This window comes from Streptomyces sp. NPDC033216 (assembly GCF_055577115.1).
On sequence record NZ_JBVIQK010000003.1, the window covers coordinates 248,327 to 269,107 of the forward strand.

At 73.0% G+C, this 20,781-nt stretch carries 17 protein-coding genes; 10 read left to right on the forward strand and 7 right to left on the reverse strand.

What is annotated here, in order from left to right:
* The first annotated feature begins 264 nt into the window (after window positions 1–264).
* Window positions 265–1,458 carry a transglycosylase family protein gene (locus tag ACZ5Y0_RS07770; RefSeq protein ID WP_469127723.1) on the forward strand — a complete coding sequence of 398 codons (1,194 nt, stop codon included), beginning with the start codon at window positions 265–267 and terminating at the stop codon, window positions 1,456–1,458.
* On the opposite strand, the gene ACZ5Y0_RS07775 is transcribed toward ACZ5Y0_RS07770, so the two are convergent.
* On the reverse strand, window positions 1,448–2,647 hold the full coding sequence (locus ACZ5Y0_RS07775; RefSeq protein WP_469127724.1) for a DMT family transporter: 1,200 nt from the start codon (window positions 2,645–2,647) through the stop codon (window positions 1,448–1,450). The genes ACZ5Y0_RS07770 and ACZ5Y0_RS07775 overlap by 11 nt on opposite strands.
* A gap of 254 nt (window positions 2,648–2,901) precedes the next feature.
* On the opposite strand from ACZ5Y0_RS07775, the gene ACZ5Y0_RS07780 reads away from it, so the two are divergent.
* From ACZ5Y0_RS07780 to ACZ5Y0_RS07805, 6 genes are all read left to right on the forward strand, one after another.
* Entirely contained in the window at window positions 2,902–3,657 is a 756-nt protein-coding gene (locus tag ACZ5Y0_RS07780) for a (2Fe-2S)-binding protein (protein WP_469127725.1), read from the forward strand.
* A gap of 46 nt (window positions 3,658–3,703) precedes the next feature.
* Window positions 3,704–4,873, forward strand: a complete 1,170-nt coding sequence (gene glgA / locus ACZ5Y0_RS07785; protein WP_469127726.1) for a glycogen synthase — start codon at window positions 3,704–3,706, stop codon at window positions 4,871–4,873.
* A gap of 51 nt (window positions 4,874–4,924) precedes the next feature.
* Window positions 4,925–6,145 carry a glucose-1-phosphate adenylyltransferase gene (glgC, locus tag ACZ5Y0_RS07790; RefSeq protein ID WP_469127727.1) on the forward strand — a complete coding sequence of 407 codons (1,221 nt, stop codon included), beginning with the start codon at window positions 4,925–4,927 and terminating at the stop codon, window positions 6,143–6,145.
* Window positions 6,146–6,300: 155 nt separating this feature from the next.
* Entirely contained in the window at window positions 6,301–7,647 is a 1,347-nt protein-coding gene (locus ACZ5Y0_RS07795) for a wax ester/triacylglycerol synthase family O-acyltransferase (RefSeq protein WP_469127728.1), read from the forward strand.
* A gap of 103 nt (window positions 7,648–7,750) precedes the next feature.
* Complete coding sequence (locus ACZ5Y0_RS07800) at window positions 7,751–9,229, forward strand: SDR family NAD(P)-dependent oxidoreductase (RefSeq protein WP_469127729.1); 1,479 nt, start codon at window positions 7,751–7,753, stop codon at window positions 9,227–9,229.
* Between the two features lie 962 nt (window positions 9,230–10,191).
* Window positions 10,192–10,365, forward strand: coding sequence for a hypothetical protein (locus ACZ5Y0_RS07805; protein WP_467516077.1), 174 nt, complete (start codon window positions 10,192–10,194; stop codon window positions 10,363–10,365).
* A 62-nt stretch (window positions 10,366–10,427) separates the two neighbouring features.
* Here the strand turns inward: ACZ5Y0_RS07805 and ACZ5Y0_RS07810 are convergent, their stop codons facing one another.
* Together ACZ5Y0_RS07810 and ACZ5Y0_RS07815 are read right to left on the reverse strand one after the other, a co-directional pair.
* Window positions 10,428–11,813, reverse strand: coding sequence for an amidase (locus tag ACZ5Y0_RS07810; protein WP_469127730.1), 1,386 nt, complete (start codon window positions 11,811–11,813; stop codon window positions 10,428–10,430).
* A 240-nt stretch (window positions 11,814–12,053) separates the two neighbouring features.
* Window positions 12,054–13,475, reverse strand: a complete 1,422-nt coding sequence (locus ACZ5Y0_RS07815) for a lipase maturation factor family protein (RefSeq protein WP_469127731.1) — start codon at window positions 13,473–13,475, stop codon at window positions 12,054–12,056.
* A 120-nt stretch (window positions 13,476–13,595) separates the two neighbouring features.
* Here ACZ5Y0_RS07815 and ACZ5Y0_RS07820 point away from each other — a divergent pair, with 120 nt between their 5' ends.
* Window positions 13,596–15,683, forward strand: coding sequence for a SpoIIE family protein phosphatase (locus tag ACZ5Y0_RS07820; protein WP_469127732.1), 2,088 nt, complete (start codon window positions 13,596–13,598; stop codon window positions 15,681–15,683).
* Window positions 15,684–15,714: 31 nt separating this feature from the next.
* Window positions 15,715–16,578 (forward strand): Fpg/Nei family DNA glycosylase, encoded by an 864-nt coding sequence (locus ACZ5Y0_RS07825; protein ID WP_469127733.1) that lies wholly within the window; start codon window positions 15,715–15,717, stop codon window positions 16,576–16,578.
* 148 nt (window positions 16,579–16,726) lie between these two features.
* Here ACZ5Y0_RS07825 and ACZ5Y0_RS07830 read toward each other — a convergent pair whose 3' ends face one another.
* The 3 genes from ACZ5Y0_RS07830 to ACZ5Y0_RS07840 form a co-directional block, all read right to left on the reverse strand.
* Entirely contained in the window at window positions 16,727–17,383 is a 657-nt protein-coding gene (locus ACZ5Y0_RS07830) for a zf-HC2 domain-containing protein (RefSeq protein ID WP_469127734.1), read from the reverse strand.
* A 150-nt stretch (window positions 17,384–17,533) separates the two neighbouring features.
* Entirely contained in the window at window positions 17,534–18,037 is a 504-nt protein-coding gene (locus ACZ5Y0_RS07835; protein WP_469127735.1) for a hypothetical protein, read from the reverse strand.
* A gap of 149 nt (window positions 18,038–18,186) precedes the next feature.
* The gene (locus ACZ5Y0_RS07840) at window positions 18,187–18,735 is read right to left on the reverse strand and encodes a sigma-70 family RNA polymerase sigma factor (RefSeq protein WP_469127736.1); all 549 of its coding nucleotides are present in this window, start codon (window positions 18,733–18,735) and stop codon (window positions 18,187–18,189) included.
* A gap of 221 nt (window positions 18,736–18,956) precedes the next feature.
* Here ACZ5Y0_RS07840 and ACZ5Y0_RS07845 point away from each other — a divergent pair, with 221 nt between their 5' ends.
* Window positions 18,957–20,087: a CapA family protein gene (locus ACZ5Y0_RS07845; protein WP_469128028.1), complete on the forward strand. Its 1,131-nt coding sequence runs from the start codon at window positions 18,957–18,959 to the stop codon at window positions 20,085–20,087.
* Between the two features lie 12 nt (window positions 20,088–20,099).
* Here the strand turns inward: ACZ5Y0_RS07845 and ACZ5Y0_RS07850 are convergent, their stop codons facing one another.
* On the reverse strand, window positions 20,100–20,561 hold the full coding sequence (locus ACZ5Y0_RS07850) for a universal stress protein (RefSeq protein WP_469127737.1): 462 nt from the start codon (window positions 20,559–20,561) through the stop codon (window positions 20,100–20,102).
* Window positions 20,562–20,781 lie beyond the last annotated feature (220 nt).

A 20,781-nucleotide genomic window follows, 5' to 3' on the forward strand; every position in this document is an offset into this window, starting at 1 on the left:
CCGGCCCGGTACTCCGCGCGCCCCGTACTCGCCGGCGCAGGTCCCGTCCCGTGCACATCCTGTCGCGTCGCTACGCCCACCGCACGCGCTGGACACACGAAGTCGCCCACCCGGATACGGACACGAGGCCCCATCCGTCTCAGACGCCGTACAACGGGTCCGGGAACCGGCCGAGTTGAGACAGGGCGGCCGATAGTCGTCTTGTCACGGCCAGTGAGCCGACCATACTTTTGCCCCTCCTGACGCATGTCGAGGGGGATCTCCATGGCCGCACGCGGTCGGCACCGCCGGTATCAGCCGAACAGGATCAACCGGGCCTCGCTCACTGTCACGGCGGGCGGCGCCGGCATGGCGATCCCGCTCATCGGCGCCGGAGCCGCCCAGGCGGCCGACGTGGACACCTGGGACAAGGTCGCCGCGTGCGAGTCGACCAACGACTGGCACATCAACACGGGCAACGGCTACTACGGCGGCCTCCAGTTCACCCAGTCCACCTGGGAGGCGTACGGCGGCACCCGCTACGCGCCGCGCGCGGACCTGGCCACCAAGGACCAGCAGATCTCCGTCGCGGAGAAGGTGCTGGACGGCCAGGGGCCGGGCGCCTGGCCCGCCTGCTCGGTGCGGGCGGGGCTGACCGCCGGTGGCGACGCCCCCGGCACCGAGCCGGCCGGCACGTCCGTGAAGACCGCCGGCACCAGGCCGGCCAACACGCTCAAGGACGTCCAGCCGCAGGCCACGCCCCAGTCGCGGGCCGGCACCGCCGAGATGTACACGGTGGTGCGCGGCGACACCCTCTCGGGGATCGCCGGCGCGAAGGAGGTACGGGGCGGCTGGCAGCGGCTGTACGCCGCGAACCGGACGACGATCGGGACGGACCCCGACCTCATCGTGCCCGGCCAGCGGCTGAACCTGCGCGGCCAGGCCGCCGGCAGGGTCCCCGGCCCGGACCGGGAGGAACCCGCCCGGAAGAGGCCGGCCGAGAAGAAGGCGCCCGAGAAGAGGAAGACGCCGGAGAAGAGGTCGGAGAGGTCGTCGGACAGGAATTCGACCGGCCGCTCCCTCGTCGCCCCCGTCGACGCCGGCCTCGGCACGCCGTACCACGCGACAGGTTCCTCCTGGTCGAAGGGCTACCACACCGGCATCGACTTCCCCGTGCCCACCGGCACGTCCGTGAAGTCCGTCGCGCCGGGCACGGTGGTCAGCGCGGGATGGGGCGGTTCCTTCGGCTACCAGGTGGTCGTCCGGCACTCCGACGGCCGCTACTCGCAGTACGCGCACCTGTCCGCCATCTCCGTGCGGGACGGTCAGTCCGTGGGCGCCGGTCAGCGCGTCGGTCGCTCCGGTTCCACCGGCAACAGCACGGGCCCGCATCTGCACTTCGAGGTGCGGACGGGGCCCGGGTTCGGCTCGGACATCGATCCCCTGGCCTATCTGCGGGCCGGCGGCGTCAGGATCTGACGCGGATCCGGTGCCGGTCGTCGACCGGCACCGGGACGTACGGGCCGCCGTGGAACGGCCCGTACAGCGGCAGGAGCACCGGTACCGCCGGCCCCTCCGCCGCCGGCGACGCCGCGGCGGTCACCTCCGGGGAGGTCTCCGCCGGTGTCGAGCCTGCGGGCCGTTCCGGGAACGCCAGATCCGGCCTTCCGGCACCGCCCGCCCCGGCGGCCGACCTCGCGACCGCGGCGAACGGCCGCGCCGCGACAGGGCCGTCAGCAGGCTCCGGAAACACGGCGAGGAGGTCGGCCACGGGTGCCGCGACTCCCGTGGGGACCGGCCGCGTCTCCTCGTGCCGCGGTCCTGGGGCGGCCGGCTGGGTGGCCGCCAGCCGCTCGGTCGTCAGCAGGATCAGGCCACCGGCCGCCACCACACCACAGCTCAGGGCGAGCGCGGTGCCCGTGGTGCCGTAGCGGAAGGTCTCGCCGAACATCGTGATGCCGACGGCGGCCGCCACCACCGGGTTCACCACGGTCAGCGTGGCCAGCGGGGCCGCGAGGCCCGCGCCGCGGTAGGAGGCCTGCGACAGCAGCATGCCGGCCGTGGCCAGGACGCCGATCACGGCGAGGGAGGGCAGGTCGGCCGTCGAGACGCCGCCGGTCCAGTCGACGGCGACGGTCTTGGTGAACACCGACGACATGCCGAACGCTATGCCGGACGCGGTGGCCAGCAGCATGCTGCGCACCGCCGGATGGCGGTGGGCGGCCCGACCGGCGACCATCAGCGCCACGACCGCGCCGCCCGTGACGAGAGCCGCGCCGACCCGCTGCGGAGTGCTGAGCGACTGGGCGTCGGCCGCGCCGACCAGGGAGAGCAGACCGGCCAGGCCGACGGTCGCCATGATGGCGCCGCGCCAGGCCGTCGCCCCGGCCCTGCGGCCCACGAACACGGCCGCCATCGGCAGCGCGAAGACGATGGTGAGGGCGCCCAGCGGCTGGACCAGACTGAGCGGACCGTACGCGAGCGCCACGACGTGCAACAGGCCGCCGAGACCGTTCAGACCGACCGCCGCCCACCAGGCGGGCCGCCGCAGCGGGGCGTAGTGCTCGGCGGGGGAGGAGACCGCGACCTGCTCCTGCACGATCGCCCCGGCCGCGTACGCCACGGCCGACACGAGCGACAGGACCACGGACAACGCGAGGGCGCTCATGAGCTGCTCCTCTGCGTGAGGCGGGGGCCCGGGGCCCGGCGCGGTGAACGGTCGGATCTCATAGCCAACACGATGCCGTGTCGATCTGTTCCCGTCGTCGTCCCTGAGCACACAATGGGTCCTACTACCGATGGAGTACGAAGCGCCCCCAGTCCTCCCCAGGGTGGGTGATACGTCGGGGATCCCCCTGACCACGGTCCCCTCGGGGATCCCCCTGACCACGGTCCCCGCCCTCCTTGGTACTACTGCACTTCGTGGACCTCGACCCCCAACTGGCCGCGCTGCGCCCCCTCGGCGGCTTCTTCGCCCTTCGTACGGCACCGCCCACCGACGGAGAGGGGGGACCGGCCCGGCCCCTGCCGACGCTCGCGCAGGCCTACGCCGCGGCGCCCACCGGCGGGCACGGCGACCCCCTCGCCTTCCGGATCGGCAAGGTGGCCCGCTCCTTGCGCGCCCCCGAACCGCGCGTCGCCGCCTCCGTGGCCCACCAAGGGCTCGCGGCCCGGCTGTGGTCGGTCGCGCTGGGCTGCGCCGCCCTCTACGGCCGCCAACCCGACCTGACTCCGGGGCTGCTGTGCTGGGACCCCGACGGCAGCGCCCCGGACGACCTCTGGCTGACGGAGGTCCACGTCCGGCCCGGCGACGCGCGGACCCTGGCGGCCACCGTGCTGAACGGCCACCTGGAACCCCTGACGGCGATCCTGGGCGCCCGCCACCGCGTCGCCCCCGGACTGCTGCGCGGCAACGCGGCCTCGGCGCTGGCCGGCGCGGCCCGGCAGCTCGACCGGTGGGCGAGGGCGCACGGCCGCCCCGACGCAGCGGCCCGCGCCCGCGCCCTCACCGCCGAACTCCTCGCCCACCCCCTGCTCGCCGGCACCGGGACCCTCACCGGCACGGCCTTCCGCCGCCGCAGCTGCTGCCTCTACTACCGGGTGCCGGGCGGCGGCGTCTGCGGGGACTGTTGCTTCCCACGACCCCCGCGCTCTTCCCCACGCGGCCCGTCTGGGTGACCATGAAGGGGACCGATCTTCACGTGCGAATCCAGGGGGTTGCCGGGTGCGAGTGGGACTGCTGACCCGGGAGTACCCCCCGGACGTGTACGGCGGGGCGGGCGTCCATGTCGAGTTCCTCGCCCGCGAGTTGCGCGAGCTGGTCGACCTGGACGTGCACTGCTGGGGCGAGGGCCGGGCGGAAGGCGTCCGCCGCCACCGCTCCTGGTCCGCCCTCGACGACGCCAACGACGCCCTGCGCACGTTCTCCGTCGACCTCGCCATGGCCGCCGCGCTGGAGGGCCGCGAGCTGGTCCACTCCCACACCTGGTACGCCAACCTCGCCGGTCATCTCGCCAAGGAGCTGTACGGCGTCCCGCACGTGCTGACCGCGCACTCGCTGGAGCCCCTGCGCCCGTGGAAGGCCGAGCAGCTCGGCGGCGGGTACCGCCTCTCCAGCTGGGCCGAGCGGACCGCCGTGGAGGCCGCCGACGCGGTGATCGCGGTATCCGGCGCGATGCGCGAGGACATCCTGGCCTGCTACCCGGCGCTGGAGGCGGACCGGGTCCACGTCGTGCACAACGGCATCGACACCGCCCTGTACCGGCCCGACCACCGCACCGACGCCCTCAACCGGATCGGCGTCGACCCGGCGCGCCCGTACGTGCTGTTCGTCGGCCGCATCACTCGTCAGAAGGGTGTCCCGCACCTGCTGCGCGCCGTCCGGGACATCGACCCGGCGGCGCAGGTCGTGCTCTGCGCGGGCGCGCCCGACACCCCGGAGATCGACCGCGAGTTCCGCGAGCTGTTCGCGGAGCTGAGCCGGGCCCGCGACGGCGTGCACTGGATCCCGCGGATGCTGCCGCGCCCGGAGGTCATCCAGCTCCTCACCCACGCGGCCGTCTTCGTCTGCCCCTCGGTGTACGAGCCTCTCGGCATCGTCAACCTGGAGGCGATGGCCTGCGGGACGCCCGTCGTGGCCTCCCGGGTCGGCGGTATCCCGGAGGTGGTCGAGGACGGCGCGACCGGTCTGCTGGTCTCGCCGGAGGAGGGTCGCGAGGGGGCCGACGCCTTCGAGGCGGGTCTCGCGCGGGCCCTGGACACGGTGCTCGGCGATCCCGCGACCGCCCGCCGGATGGGCGAGGCCGGGCGGGTGCGCGCGGTGGAGGAGTTCGGCTGGGACGCGGTCGCCCGGCGGACCGTCCGGCTGTACGAGGGCACCCTCAAACAGGCGTAGCGTGCCCCGCTCGGGGGCAGCAATGGATCAAACTGGGTGAGGGGAGCGGCCATGCGTCGTGGTGGACCTTCGGTCCTCGGAATCGTGCTGGCGGGTGGCGAGGGCAAACGCCTGATGCCTCTCACCGCGGACCGCGCCAAGCCCGCGGTCACCTTCGGCGGGACGTACCGTCTCGTCGACTTCGTGCTGTCCAACCTCGTCAACGCCGACATCCTGCGCATCTGCGTCCTGACGCAGTACAAGTCGCACTCGCTGGACCGGCACATCACCACGACCTGGCGGATGTCGAGCCTGCTCGGCAACTACGTCACCCCGGTCCCGGCCCAGCAGCGGCTCGGCCCGCGCTGGTACCTGGGCAGTGCCGACGCCATCCTCCAGTCGCTGAACCTGATCTACGACGAGCGGCCCGAGTACGTGGCCGTGTTCGGCGCCGACCACGTGTACCGGATGGACCCGCGCCAGATGCTGGCCCAGCACATCGACAGCGGCGCGGGCGTGACGGTGGCCGGCATCCGGGTGCCGCGCGCCGAGTCCCCGTCCTTCGGCGTGATCACGCCGGGTTCGGACGGGCAGACAGTGGAACGGTTCCTGGAGAAGCCCGCCGATCCGCCGGGCCTCGCCGACAACCCGGAGTGCGTGTTCGCCTCCATGGGCAACTACATCTTCACCACCAAGGCCCTCATCGAGGCGCTCCAACGGGACGCCGAGGACGAGCGCTCCGTGCACGACATGGGCGGCTCGATCCTGCCCCAGCTCACCGAGCGCGGTGAGGCGCAGCTGTACGACTTCAGTGAGAACCACGTGCCGGGCGAAACCACCCGCGACCAGGGCTACTGGCGGGACGTGGGCACGCTCGACGCGTACTACGACGCCCATATGGACCTGATCGCCGAGCGGCCCGCGTTCAACCTGTACAACCGCAGCTGGCCCATCTACACCCACTCGGGTCAGCTCTCCCCGGCCCGTTTCAACGCGGGCGGCATCGCCGGCGAGTCGATCATCAGCGCGGGCTGCCTCATCCGGGGCCAGGTAACGCGATCGGTGCTGTCGCCGGGTGTCGTCGTCGATCCGGGGGCGGTCGTGCAGGGGTCGATCCTGCACGACAACGTCCACATCGGGCGGGGCGCGGTGGTGCGCGGGGCGATCCTGGACAAGAACGTCGAGGTGCCGCCCGGCGCGACGATCGGCGTGAACCCGGAGCGGGACGCGGAGCTGTACTCGGTGTCGAAGGCGGGTGTGATCGCCCTGGGCAAGGGGCAGAGAGTCTCGTGAGCGCAATGTCGTCATCCGTGGAGCTTTCGATCCGGTTGACCTTTTCGGTGCATATTCAATTCGTTATTAACTGTGCGTAGCCTGATCGTGCTTGACCGTAATCGTGCGGAGGCGCTTGACTACTGGTTCACTCCCCGTCGACGCGAGGCAAGCCCTTGACCGCTGATCCGCTGGCACCTCTCGACCTGGCGTTCTGGAACATCGAGTCCCCCGGGAACCCGATGCACCTCGGCGCGCTGGGTGTCTTCGCCGCGCCCTCGGCCACCGCCGCCGCCCACGCCGCCGACCTGCTCGCCGGCCGGGCGGCCGCCGTACCCGGACTGCGCATGCGGATCCGCGACGTGTGGGCGCCGCTCGCCGCCGCGCCGCTCTCCTTCGGCGGCGCGGTGCGCGAGCCCGATCCGGAGTTCGACCCGCTGCACCACGTCCACCTGCACGCGCCCACCGCCGACTTCCAGGCGGCGGCCGGGCGGCTCATGGAGCGTCCGCTGGAGCGCGACCGGCCCCCGTGGGAGGCCCACGTCCTGCCGGGCGAGGAGGGCGACGGCTTCGCCGTCCTGTTCAAGTTCCACCACGCCCTCGCCGACGGGCTGCGCGCGCTGACCCTCGCCGCGGCGGTCCTGGACCCCATGGACCTGCCCGCGCCCCGGCCCCGCCCCGTGGCGCCGGCCCGCGGCGTCCCGCCCGAGGTGCGCGAACTGCCCGGACTGCTGCGCGGCGCCCTGTCCGGCGCCCTGTCCGATCTGGGTCGCGCCCTCGACATCGGGGCCTCGGTCGCCGTCCACACCCTCGGCATGCGTTCCACGGCCGCCCTCACCGCCGAACCCACCGGCACCCGCCGCACCGGCGGCGTGGCCGTCGACCTCGACGACGTGCACCGGGTGCGCAAGGTCGTCGGCGGCACCGTCAACGACGTACTGATCGCGGTGGTCGCCGGAGCCCTGCGCACCTGGCTGGACGAGCGCGGCGACGGCAGCGAGGGAGTGACCCCACGCGCCCTCATCCCCGTCTCCCAGCGCCGCCCGCGCACCGCCCACCCCCAGGGCAACCGGCTCTCCGGGTACTTGATGAGGCTTCCCGTCGACGACCCCGACCCGCTCGGCCGGCTCGGCACGGTCCGGGCCGCCATGAATCGCAACAAGGACGCCGGACCCGGCCGCGGCGCCGGTGCCGTCGCCCTGCTCGCCGACCACGTCCCCGCCCTGGGCCACCGCCTCGGCGGCCCCCTGGTCAGCCACGCCGCCCGGCTCTGGTTCGACATCCTCGTCACCAGCGTGCCCCTGCCGAGCTTCGGCCTGAAGCTCGCCGGGAACCCGGTGACCGACGTCTACCCCTACGCCCCGCTCGCCCGCGGCCAGTCCCTGGCGGTGGCGATCTCGACGTACCGGGGCCGGGTCCACTTCGGCCTGGTCGCGGACGCCGAGGCCGTCCCCGACCTCGACCGGTTCGCACGGGCGCTGACCGCGGAGGTGGAGACGCTCATCACTGCCTGCGGCTCTTGACCTGCGCGGGTTTGGAGGTGTGCCCCGGCGCTCCGTAGAATTCCCGGTTCGAAAGCGGGCGCGGTCGGAGCGCCGCACGGGGCAGCAGGGAAACGGCAGCGCGATGACGGTGACAGAGGACGGCTCGGCGACCATGGACGAGGTCGTGTACGGGCCCGGCATCGACCCGGAGCGGCTGGCTGTCTGCCTCGCTGTGCTGGAGGAACTCGACAAGCTCGACGTCGACCACCCCGACGCGATCGCCGTGCGCCGGGCCACCGCCGGCATCTACCGCTCGGTCAAACAGCGCCGCCGCCAGGAGCGCCGGGCCGCCAAGACCGCCCACGACAGGGCGGTCACCGAGGCCACCGCGACGGGCTCCGCGCAGCGCATCGACGACGAGACGGAGGGCGTCCTGCCCTCGTCCTCGGTCACCGAGGAGGCCCGCATCGCGGGGATACTCCAGCGCCCCCGCTCCTGCTACACCTGCAAGACCCGCTACGTCGAGGTCGACTACTTCTACCACCAGCTCTGCCAGAACTGCGCCGCGGAGAACCGCGCCCGCCGCGACGCCCGCACCGACCTGACCGGCAGGCGCGCGCTGCTCACCGGCGGCCGCGCCAAGATCGGCATGTACATCGCGCTCCGGCTGCTGCGCGACGGCGCCCACACGACGATCACCACCCGCTTCCCGAACGACGCGATCCGCCGCTTCAAGGCCCAGGCGGACAGCGCCGACTGGATCCACCGTCTGAAGATCGTCGGCATCGACCTGCGCGACCCGGCCCAGGTCGTCGCGCTCGCCGACTCGGTGGCCGCCGAGGGCCCGCTCGACATCCTGATCAACAACGCGGCCCAGACCGTACGGCGCTCCCCGCAGGCCTACAGCGAGCTGCTGGCCGCCGAGTCCGCCCCCCTGCCCGCCGGTGAACTCCCCGCCGCCGAAGTGATCGGCACCTTCGGCTCCGGCGCCGTCGCCGCCCTGCCGGTGCCCGGCGGTGGCGCCCTGAGCGCGCAGGACGTGACGGACCTGGCGCTGGTGTCGGGCTCGGCGTCGCTGGAGCGCATCGCGGCCGGCACGGCGATCGACGCGGGCGGTCTCGTGCCCGACCTGCACGACACCAACAGCTGGATCCAGGCGGTGGAGGAGGTCACGCCGGTCGAGCTGCTGGAGGTGCAGCTCTGCAACTCCACGGCGCCGTTCATCCTCATCAGCCGGCTGCGCGCGTCGATGGCGGCGGCCGAGGCCCGGCGGACGTACATCGTCAACGTGTCAGCCATGGAGGGCGTGTTCAACCGCGGCTACAAGGGCGCCGGACACCCGCACACCAACATGGCGAAGGCCGCCCTGAACATGCTCACGCGCACCAGCGCCCAGGAGATGTTCGAGAAGGACGGCATCCTCATGACGGCCGTCGACACCGGCTGGATCACCGACGAGCGCCCGCACCCGGACAAGGTCCGGCTGGCCGAGGCCGGCTTCCACGCCCCGCTCGACCTGGTCGACGGCGCGGCCCGCGTGTACGACCCCATCGTGCGCGGTGAGGCGGGCGAGGATGTGTACGGCGTCTTCCTGAAGGACTACGCGCCCGGCAAGTGGTGAAGGCGGCGCGCCCGTACCGCACGCGTCACGGGTGACGGGTCGTCAGGAGGCCGCTGGAGACGGCCAGGAGGAGGGCGGACCCCACATCTGGCGGGCCGACGCCTTTCGGAAGCGGGTTGCGGGTCGCCACCGCTCCCGCACGGTCCGCCCGTCCTCCGGCACCCCGCGTCGAACCGGCGGCCCCGTCCGCGTCCGCGTGCGCCAGTTCTGGACAGGTCCTCGGCGGCCCGGCCCGTGCCAGGGCTGCCGCCGCGACAGCCGCGCCACCCGCCCACCGGGCGACGCCCGTACGGCGTCGGCGGCGCGCTCGGCCCGGCTCGCCCCGCCGGTCCGCGTCAGCGGCAGGCAGGGGGGCATCAGGCAGTCACCGGGGGTTCCTCGTCCGCGGAACGGCCGCGGCGCGGCGGTCCGCAGCGCGTGGTCGTGCCTCTTGACTCTGTGCGCACCGGTCCGGCGCGCAGACCTCCTCGACGCCGCCCGGCTCCCTGCGTGAAGGCCGCCCGCGAGACCCGCGAGACAGTCGTGGCGGCACGTCAGCAGGCACGCCGAGGTCGCGACCGGGTCAACGGGACCGGGACCGCGCAACGGTGACGCGGTGCCCGTGCGCCGGGTACGCCGTAGGAGTGAAGGCCGAAAGGCGCTTCCGGGGCCCGGAGGGCTGGATCCCACGGGAGGGCGTGCGGGTGACGAGCCATGGTTATCCCAAATTCCAGGCCCGATCGAGCGGTATTCCGCTCATCTGGTTACTCTGTAGCCGACGGACATCAGGACGGAGTGCCACCCCACACCCACCGTCCGTCATGGGACGAGCCGGTTCACAGCGGCCTGCTCCTTCTGGAGTTTGCCGGCGCCACCGCGTCAGAACTGCCCTTGAGACGAGACAGACCCGAGGGAGCGCCAGACGCCGGATCCGCAGACCGACCGGCACGCCCCGAGGGTGACCGACACATAAGGAGTGCGCGGTGACACCGGAGAAGACGAATCGCGAGCAACGCCCCAAGGAACGCACCGAGCGTGCGGGCCGCCGGCCCGGGGAGATCGGCAGCCTCGACGTGTGGGCCCGTTCCGCTCCCATCCGGCTGGCGGGGTACGAGGAAGACCTCAACGAACCCCACATCCTGCCCAGCGTCGACTGACGTCGGCGGGTCGTTCGCGATCGCCGGACACATGGGCGTGCGGACAGCACGCCCATGTGGCCTCAGACCTGCGACACCATGTCCCCACGGCCTCCGGCCGCTCCTGGATCGAGCGGCGCCGTCCGCCGCCACGGGCGCAGCTCCTCCAGGCGCTCGGCCACCCGCAGCAGTCGCGCCTCCGTACCGGGCAGCCCCACCAGTTGGACGGCGGTGGGAGCTCCCGACGGGAGCGTGCCGACCGGGACCACCATCGCCGGCCAGCCGGTCAGGTTCCACGGCGGTGTCAGGGGCGAGTAGTTGGTGTTCGCCAGAACATTGCGCAGCCACCCCCGCTCGTGCCACGGCGCCGACTTCGGCGACCGCCGCGCGAGCGCCGGTGTCAGCAGCACGTCGTACTCCGCGAAGAACGGCTCCAGACGCCGGCGCAGCTCCTCACGCGCCGTGCCGTCACGCACCCCTGTCAGGAACCGCCGTCCCAGGGCCGCGTGCACCCGGGTGCGACGGGTCAGCAGACGCGCGTCCAACGCCCGCGCGTCGACCGCCGTACCGGCCGTCCAGTGCGCGAGCGAGGTGACGCCCAGCGACAGTGGATACGGCGGCTCGGCCCGCCGCACCCGGTACCCCGCCCGCGTCAGCGCCCCGGCGGCCTCACGCGCCGCCGCCAGGTACGGGCCGGTCACCCTCACCCCGACGAGCGGGCTGCGCACCGACACCGCGATCCTGAGCGCGCCGGACTCCCGCGACCGTAGGGCCTCGGTGCCGGCGAGCACCGACAGCATCAGCCGGGCGTCCTCCACGGTCGTCGCCAGCGGACCGTTCTCCGACATCCCGAACCAGTCGCCTTCGCCGATCCCCGCCGGGACCACGCCGTGGCCCGGCTTGACCGTGACCAGCCCGCAGTTGGCCGCCGGAATGCGCAGTGAGCCCATGCCGTCGTTACCGAGGGCGATCGGCACCATCCCGGCCGCCACCGCCGCCGCGCTGCCGCCGGACGAACCGCCCGCCGTGCGCGAGGTGTCCCACGGATTGCGGGCGGTGCCGTGCACGCCCTCGGTGGTGCCGAAGACGCACAGCTCCGGCACGTTCGTCAGACCCACCACCACCGCGCCGGCCGCGCGCAGCCGGGCCACGGTGACATGGTCGGCGCCGGCGGGCGTGTCCGGGGTCGCGGCCGAGCCGACGCGGGTCGACTCGCCCCGCACGGCGAGGTTGTCCTTGACGGCCACGGGGACGCCGGCCAGGGGCAGTCGGTCCCGGTCGGCGCGGGCCGCCACCTCGTCGGCCTCCACGAGCGCCGCCTCCGCCCGCACCAGCCGGAACGCCCCGATGCGGCCGTCCAGCCGGGCGATCCGCTCCAGGTGCTCCGCCACCACCCCACGGGGTTCGGCCCGCTCCTCGCGTACGGCGGCGGCGATCTCCACGGCGGTACGGCCGACCCACTCGGTCACTAGGCGCTCCTCGGTGTGCGGGCGTGCAGGGGCTACTGGTGAGTACAGGGAGAACTGTGCCCCGCGGAGGACGTCACGTCGAGGACCCTTCGAGCCCCACCGCGCCGCGCGCCTCGGGGTGGTCGCCGGGCGCCACGCAGCACCCCGCGCGCCGCCGCCCTCGTCTTCCGCGCCGCGCACCCTGTCGTCGCGAGCGTCCTCGTCTGCGCCCGTCCGGCAGCAGGTCACCGCCACCCGCGCCTACGACTCGTGAGCCGACCCCGCCAGCCGCGTCGGCGGCAGGTACTCCCGTACGTACGTCCGCTTCCAGCACGCCCCCGTCTCCCGCAGCTCCCGCCAGCTCGTGTACCGGTAGCGGAAGAGGCGGGCGCGGATGTGGCGCGGGGGCCGGCCGGGCGGGAACGGGGAGCGGCGCAGCAGGCGGAGCGTGGCGCGGTCGTTCTCCAGCAACCGCTCGACGAGAGCGCCGAACCAGGGAGCGGCGTAGGACGGGGAGAGGGCGGCGAACCACATCATCCAGTCCAGCCGCAGATGGAAGGGGGCGAACTGACGTGGCCAGCGCCGTGGGTCGCCGGGCTTGCCCCTGAACTCGTACTCCCGCCAGTCGGAGTCCTCGCGCGGTACCTCGTCGAGGGTGCCCTCGATCACCACCTCGTGGCGGACCCGGCTCACGCTGCCGAACGCGCCGTAGGTGTTGACCAGGTGCAGCGGGTCGAAGGAGCGGTTCATGACCTGCCCGCGCGAGAGCATGTTGAGCACCGGGCGGTGGCTGAGGAACAGCAGGAACGCGGCCACCGCCAGGACCACCACCACGTACCAGAGCGGGGCCTCGGGCGTGGACGGGGGGTCGGCGGGGAGTTCGAGGGCGGGCACGGCCAGCACGATCGTGATCCAGTTCAGCCAGGAGAAGTTGCCAGAGAGCACCAGCCACAGCTGGGTGAGGATCATCAGGGACGCGGCGGCGGTCGCGATCGGCTGCGGGGTGAACAGCAGGAACGGCACGAGCAGCTGGGTGACGTGGTTGGCGGCCACCTCCACCCGGTGCAGCGGCTTCGGCAGATGGTGGAAGAACCAGCTCAGCGGGCCGGGCATGGGCTGGGTCTCGTGATGGTGGTCCAGACAGGTGAGCCTCCGCCAGCAGGGGTCGCCCCGCATCTTGATCAGGCCGGCTCCGAACTCGACCCGGAACAGCAGCCAGCGCAGCAGGAACAGTACGACGATCGGCGGCGCCACCTCGTCGTTGCCGAGGAACACGGCGAGGAACCCGGTCTCCAGCAGCAACGACTCCCAGCCGAAGCCGTACCAGGTCTGGCCGACGTTGACGATCGACACGTACAGCGCCCACGGCACCAGCCACAGCAGCATCGCCGCCCACAGCGGCAGCAGCGCGTCCAGGCCCGCGATCAGTGCAGCCGACACCGCGCATCCCGCCCAGGCGCATGCCGCGAAGAAGCGGTCCGAACAGCGCAGGTGGAACACGCTGGGCGCCCGCCGGAAGGGCACACGCTCGACGAACCGGGCGACCGGCAGCATCCCGCGCTCGCCGAGCAGCGCGCGGAACTGGAGCGCCGCGGTGAGGAACGCGACCAGATACACGCAGGCCAGAGCGCGCTGGAAGACCATCCGGCTCAGCCAGTGGTCGGGTGCGGTGAACCACTCCACGAAGTGCCGCTCCTCTCCCGTCCTGCCGGTGCCGACCCCCACCGTGTTCCACGCCGGACCGCCTCACGCACGTGATCCCTCCCGGTCGAGGAATCGGGCAAATGCTGGCAAGGTGGGCCCATGGTCGAACGGGGAGCGAGTGCACTGTCCCTCCCGCAGGACCGGTCCGCCCGCCCGGAGCCGATCCTGGCACTCAACGGCATGGGCGGCTTCGACTGGGACCTGGACACCGGGCTGTTCGCCATGGACGCCCGCGCCCACGAGATCTTCGACCTGACCCCCGAGGAGTACGACGGCCACCCCGAGAGCCTCGCCCCGCGTGTCCCCCCTGCCGAATCCCTGCGTCTGGACACCCTGGTGACCCAGGCCATCAAGGACGGCAGCGAGAACTACGGTGCCTACTTCCGCATCCGCCGCCGAGACGGCCGGCTGCGCTGGACCCACACCCAGGGCTACATCCGGCGCGACGACACGGGCAGGCCCCGCCGGATCATCGGCATCGTCCGGGACGCGACCGACGAGCTGCGCGACCTCGCCGCCCACCGCGAGCAGGCCGCCCTCGACGACGCGCGCCGCGAGCAGACCAACGTCGTGCAGCTCACCACCGCCGCCCTGGCGCACGCCCGGACCGTGAAGGACGTCATCGACGTCCTCAAGGACACCCACGGCCTCATCCATCTGGGCGCGACCAGTCTCGTGATGGGCCTGGTCGAGGCCGGCCGGATCCGGCTGATCGCCGAGGGTCCCGAGGGCAGCTTCGTGCCCGGCACCCTCGTCACCCGGATCGACGAGCCGTACCCGATGAGCGAGGTGGTGCGCACGCTCACCCCCCGGTTCATCGAGTCGCCCGACGATTTCGCGGTCGGCTACCCCGTGCTGTGGCCGCACATCACGGACCTGAAGATCACCTCGGCCGCCTATCTGCCGCTCATCGTCCAGGCCCGCCCGATCGGCGCGATGGGCCTGCTCTACAGCGACCGGCGCGGTTTCACCCCTGAGGAACGCAACATCCTCGTCGCCCTCGGCAGCAGCATCGCCCAGTCCCTGCAACGGGCCATGTTCTACGAGCAGGAGAAGGACATCGCCCAGGGCCTCCAGCAGGCCATGCTGCCGCGCACCATTCCCAGCGTGCCCGGCGCCGACGTCGCCGTCCGGTACCGCGCCGCCACCATCGGCGGCTCCCACGGCCGCGACATCGGCGGCGACTGGTACGACCTGATCCCGCTGCCGGGCGGGCGGGTCGGCGCCGTCATCGGCGACGTCCAGGGCCACGACACGCATGCCGCCGCCGTCATGGGCCAGCTGCGCATCGTCCTGCGGGCGTACGCCTCCGAGGGACACACCCCGGCCACCGTGATGGCCCGCGCCTCCGTCTTCCTCCACGAACTCGACACCGACCGCTTCGCCACCTGCCTCTACACCGAGGCCGACCTGTCCACCGGCGTCGTCCAGATGGTCCGGGCCGGCCATATCGACCCGATGGTCCGCGGCACCGACGGCACCTGCCGGCGCGTCTCCGTCCCCGGCGGGCTGCCGCTCGGCCTGTCCGCCGAGTTCGGCCGCCTGGACTACCCGGTGGCCACCCTGGAACTCGACCCCGGCCACACCCTGCTGCTGTGCACCGACGGGCTCGTCGAGCAGCCCGGCGCCGACCTCGACGACGGCATGCGGGCCCTCGCCGAACTGATCGCCACCGGCCCCGACGACGTACGCGGACTCGCCGACCGGCTCATCGAGGTCGCCGAGGAACGCGGCGGGGACGACGACGTGGCCCTGCTGCTGCTTCGCCGGCGCGGCCTGGACGCCCCGCAGGCCGGCGGCCGGCTCCAGCAGCACGTGGCGCCAGGCGACCCGGAGGCCCTGACCCAGGCCCGGCACATGATCCGCGCGGCCGTCCGGGCCTGGGGCGCCCAGGAGCGGTCCGACGACGTCGAGCTGGTCGCCGACGAACTGGTCACCAACGCCCTCATGCACACCGAGGGTGCCGCCATCGTCACCCTGCGCCTCCTCGCCGACGGTGGCCGTCGGCTGCGCGTCGAGGTCGAGGACTCCTCCAGCGCCCTGCCGCGCCGCCGCGATGCCGGGGACTCGGGCGTCTCCGGACGCGGCCTGCTCCTGGTCGAGCTGCTCTCCGACGTGTGGGGAGTGGAGGCGCGCGGCGGCGGCAAGTGCGTGTGGTGCGAGTTCGGTGTGCCGGAGCGGACCTGAGGATGCGGCCCGCGGATGGCACCCTGGACGTATGCCGGAACTCCCCGAGGTCGAAGCGCTCAAGGACTTCCTCACCGAGCACCTGGTCGGCCACGAGATCGTGCGGGTCCTGCCCGTCGCGATCAGCGTGCTGAAGACGTACGACCCGCCCCTGACCGCCGTCGAGGGCCGGGAGGTCACCGCGGTGCGCCGGCACGGCAAGTTCCTCGACCTGGAGACCGCCGACGGCCTTCACCTCGTCACCCACCTGGCCCGTGCGGGCTGGCTGCACTGGAAGGACCGCCTGCCCGACGGCCCGCCCCGCCCCGGAAAGGGCCCCCTCGCCCTGCGTGTCGCCCTGGAGACCGGCGAGGGCTTCGACCTCACCGAGGCCGGCACCCAGAAACGCCTCGCCGTGTATCTCGTACGCGACCCGCAGGAGATCGCGGGTGTCGCCCGGCTGGGTCCCGACCCGCTCGGCGCCGACTTCGACGAGGAGCGCCTCGGCGCCCTGCTGTCCGGCGAGCGGCGGCAGCTCAAGGGCGCCCTGCGCGACCAGTCCCTGATCGCCGGCGTCGGCAACGCCTACAGCGACGAGATCCTGCACGCGGCGCGGATGTCCCCCTTCAAGCTCGCGGCCTCCCTCACCCCCGAGGAGACCCACGTCCTCCACGAGGCCCTGCGAGCCACCCTCACGGAGGCGGTGGAACGCTCGCGGGGCGTGGCGGCCGGCCGGCTCAAGGCGGAGAAGCGGAGCGGCCTGCGCGTGCACGGCCGCACCGGCGAGCCCTGCCCGGTCTGCGGCGACAGGGTCCGCGAGGTGTCCTTCAGCGACTCCTCGCTCCAGTACTGCCCGACCTGCCAGACCGGCGGCAGACCGCTGGCGGACCGGCGGATGTCGCGGCTGCTGAAGTAGCGCTCACCGGTGGACGGCATCGACCGGGCGGACCGGTGCGGCGGGAGGGGCCGCGAGCAGAGCGGGGACGGCGAGGCCCTTCGCCATCGACGTGGGGCCGCTCCTGAGGGGCGGCTGAACGGCGCATCAGCCGGGGCCCGCGGTACCGCTAGCGGGGCTTGAGGACGACGAGGGTCTCGCCGTCCATGGTCCGTACCTCGTAGCGCGCGATCTTGTCGGTCTGCATGGTCGCGCCGCCCTTCATGGTGTTGGGGCGGGCGTCGTGGTCGGGGACCATCCAGGTGGTGACGATCTCCTGCGAGCCGTCGTGGCCGACGACGATCAGATGGCAGGCGCGGGGACCCGCGGCGTCCTTGACCTCCAGTTCGACCTGGCTGCCCCAGAGCTCGTCCTCGGTGGTCACCTGCGCCCACACACCCGACTTCTGGTCGGTCGCGGTGACGACCCGCACCGGCTTCTCACCGCCGCCACCGGCCATCATGGCGAGCGCCGGACCGGCGACGGCGACCACCGCGGCCGCGGCCACGGCGTACAGCAGCCGGCGCCTGACGGCCCGGCGCCGGGCGGCGACCTCGCCGAGGAGCCGGTCGAGCAGCTGCGGGCCGGGGCCGGCGAAGGGGTGCACGGCGCGGGGTGTCGCCCTCCGGTACAGCCTCAGCTGCCGGGTGGTGGCGCCGAACTCGGTGACCTGTGCCGCGCATCGAGGACACTCCATGAGGTGGTCCTCGAAACGGAAGGCCTCCGCCTCGTCCAGCACGCCCAGCGCGTACGCGCCGACGTCGCGATGCCTCTCCAGGGACCTCATGCCGAAACCTCGCGCCGTTGAGTGCCAGTGGGGTTACTCCTTGCTCCCACCGGTACGGACCAGGCAGCGGAATCACTCAAGTCTCGTACCGAATCGTGACCCAGATGTTCGGAGCGGTCCGGCCCGTGGATTGGTCCGAATCCACAAGGGCTAGAAAAGATGGATGGCGAGATGCCCGAGGGGCAGGCCGAGCTGCCAGGCGGGCGTCCAGACCTTGGGTCCCTCGTCCTCGCCGGCCGGTGCGCCGCCCGGGACCGCGTTGAGGTCGGGGGCGAGCAGTTCGGTCTCCTCCAGCCAGCGCCAGGCCGCCGACGCCAGTTCCAGATCCGGATCGGATCCCTCCGACTCGGCCCTCCGTTGTGACATACGTTCGGCGACCCACTCCTGCCAGGGCTGGTCGTACGCCGTGAGCGAAAGCCAGGTCTCCAGCTGGGTGACCACCCGGATCCCGGGGAGTTCGCCGTCGGTGTCGGACAGGAAGATGGTCAGCGCCAGGGCGTCGCGCCCGGCGCGGAACTCGAAGGACGTCGGCGGCATGAGATCGCCGGTCCGCAGCAGTTCGTCGGCGATGTACTCGGCGTACAACCACGCCATGGGGACGGTGAGTTCACCGCCGCCGGCGCCGTCCGTGCTCTGATGACCTCTGTGCGGCATCCCTTCCCGCCTTCCTCCGGTGCGTGCGCTTCGTGCGGCGCCGGAAATCCGGTGACCGGGCTCCGTCCGCAACACGGATAAGGACACCCGATTACTCAACCGGGGTCCACGGCAAGGCGCTTTACGGAGGTTTGACTCGATCGTGGGTTTCAGCCCAGGTCGGGCGCGTATCCGGGAAGCACCCGACGCAGGGCGCGCAGCGCGTAGTACGCGCGGGACTTCACGGTACCGGGCGGGATGCCGAGGGTTTCGGCGGCCTCCGCCACACTCGCCCCCTGGAAGTACACCAGCACCAGGACGTCACGGTGTTCCGGAGTGAGTGTCTTCACAGCCTCGCGGACGTCGAGGGTGGCGGCGGCCCGTTCGGCGTGGTCGCCGCAGACCGGCGCGTTCTCCAGCACCGCGTCCCCGACCTCGGCCGGCCGGGCCTGCCGGGCCCGCCGCGCGTCGATGGCGAGTCGCCGGCCGACGGTGAGCAGCCAGGGCCGTACGGAGTCGAACGCGTCGGCGCGCAGGGCCTCGGGATGCTGCCAGGCGCGCACCAGGGTCTCCTGGACGAGGTCCTCGGCGCGTTGGCGGTCGCCGTCGCACAGCCTCAGCAGCAGCGCGAAGAGCGGCCGGCCGTGCTCGCGCTGGAGCGCGGCGAGTTCGTGTTCGGCGGTCGTCGTCCTGGCGGTGAGGGTGGTCCCGGCGGTCATGCGCGTATGGCACCGCAGGGCGCCGGTTCGGGACAGAGTGCGCACCAGGGTCTGCGGCGGACGGTCGATCGCGTCGGCGAACGGTTCGACGAACGGTCGGGGCTACGCCGATCGCGCGCATCCGGCCCGGTGGCGGGAGCGCCGGGGCCTCGCGTCTCCGCCCATGGATTAGTAGTGATACGTGCGCAAATATGACTATCCATATGGAATGGGGTGATCCGGTGATCGCGCGCAGACACCAGGTGGCCCTGGCCCTGACGGCCCTCCTCGCGGCGGCCGCCGCCTGCCGGGCCCAGGACCGCGAACCCGCCTCGGGACACCCGGCCCCCTCGGCGAGCCGCGGCTTCACCCTGGTGGCCACCGGCGACATCCTCCCGCACGCCTCGGTCATCGACCGGGCTCGCTTCGACGCCGGCGCCACGGGTCACGACTTCGGCCCGATGTTCGCCGGCATCCAACCCGTCGTCGCGAGTGCCGACCTGGCGCTGTGTCACCTGGGAGCCCCCCACGTCGCCGCCGACCCGGCCGCCACCTACCTGCCCCAGCTCGCCGCAGCCCTCGCCGCGACCGGCTACGACGGCTGTTCCACCGCCTCCGAACACGCCCTCGACGACGGCCCCGACGGCGTGCGCCGCACCCTGGAGGCCCTCGACGGCACGGGCCTGCGGCACACGGGCACCGCCCGCTCCGCCGCCGAGGCCGCCTCCGTCACCCTCCTGCGCGCGGGCCCCGCCAAGGTCGCCCACCTCGCCTACAGCTACGACACCGACGGCCTGCCGCTCCCCGAGGGGCAGCCCTGGGCGGTCTCCCTGATCGACGAGAACAAGATCGTCGCCGATGCCAGGAACGCCCGCCGGGCCGGCGCCGACGTGGTCGTCGTCTCCCTGCACTGGGGCACGGAATGGCAGGACGCCCCGGACGGCCGCCAGCTCACCCTCGCCAGAACCCTCACCGCCTCCCGCACCGGTGAGCACCCCGACATCGATCTCCTTCTGGGCAGCCACGCCCACGTCCCCCAGGCGTACGAGAAGGTCAACGGCACGTGGGTCGTCTACGGCCTGGGGAACCAGGTGGCCGGCGAGACGCCGAACCGCGCCGGCGTGGTCGACCCGCGCGCCAACCAGTCCAGCGTGGCCCGCTTCACCTTCGCCCCGCCCACGCGGCCCGGCGCCCGCTGGGAGGTGACGAAGGCCGCCTTCGTCCCCGAACTGTTCGACCTCGACGCGGGCCGCGTCGTCGACCTCGACCGGGCCCTCGCCCAGGGCGCCGACGTCCAGGGCGTCCGCGACCGCGTCCGCGCTCTCGTGCTCAGCCGGGGCGCGGCGCAGGACGGGCTGGTGACGGGGGAGTAGAGGGGAGCCCTGCTACGGCACCACCGTCACCGGCCACCGCCCCGCCTTCACCAGCCGCACCGCCACCGATCCCACGATCCGGTGACCGGCCTGCTCGGAGGCACCGACCACCACCGCGTCGGCCGTCAGCCGGTCCGCGGCCTTCACCAGCCCGTTGTACGGGTCGCCCTGGAAGGTGTGGAACTCCCAGCGCACGTCGAATATGCCCCGGGAGCGCTCGGTGGCCTCCCGGATCTGCGCCACGATGTCCTGGGCGATCTCGTCGGTCGCCTCCGTGACCGGCGCCCCGAGCGCCGCGCCCACCGCCATCACCGGCTGCACGTACACCACGGCCAGCAGGGCGCGCTGGCGCCGGGCCAGACCGCCGGCGTAGGCCGCGGCCCGCAGCGAGGACTCGGAGCCGTCCACGCCGACCAGGATGACCTTCGGGCCGTCCGTGCCGCGTTCGAACGGCGAGGGGTGCTGTTCCGTCACGGCGAGAGGCTATCGGAACCCGCAGGTCCCGCCGCCGCGCGGGCCGTTCGACGGCCGCGGGGTGCCGTCGGCGCGTCCGTCGGGTTCGCCGGTGGCGGCAGCGGATCTGTGGACCCGCTCGGCCGGGTCCGCGTCGGCACTCGTCCCCCCGGCCTCTCCCCCTCCGTCAAGGCCGAGCGCGGCCAAGGGGCACAGGCCCTCGGCCCACCGCTCGCCCCGG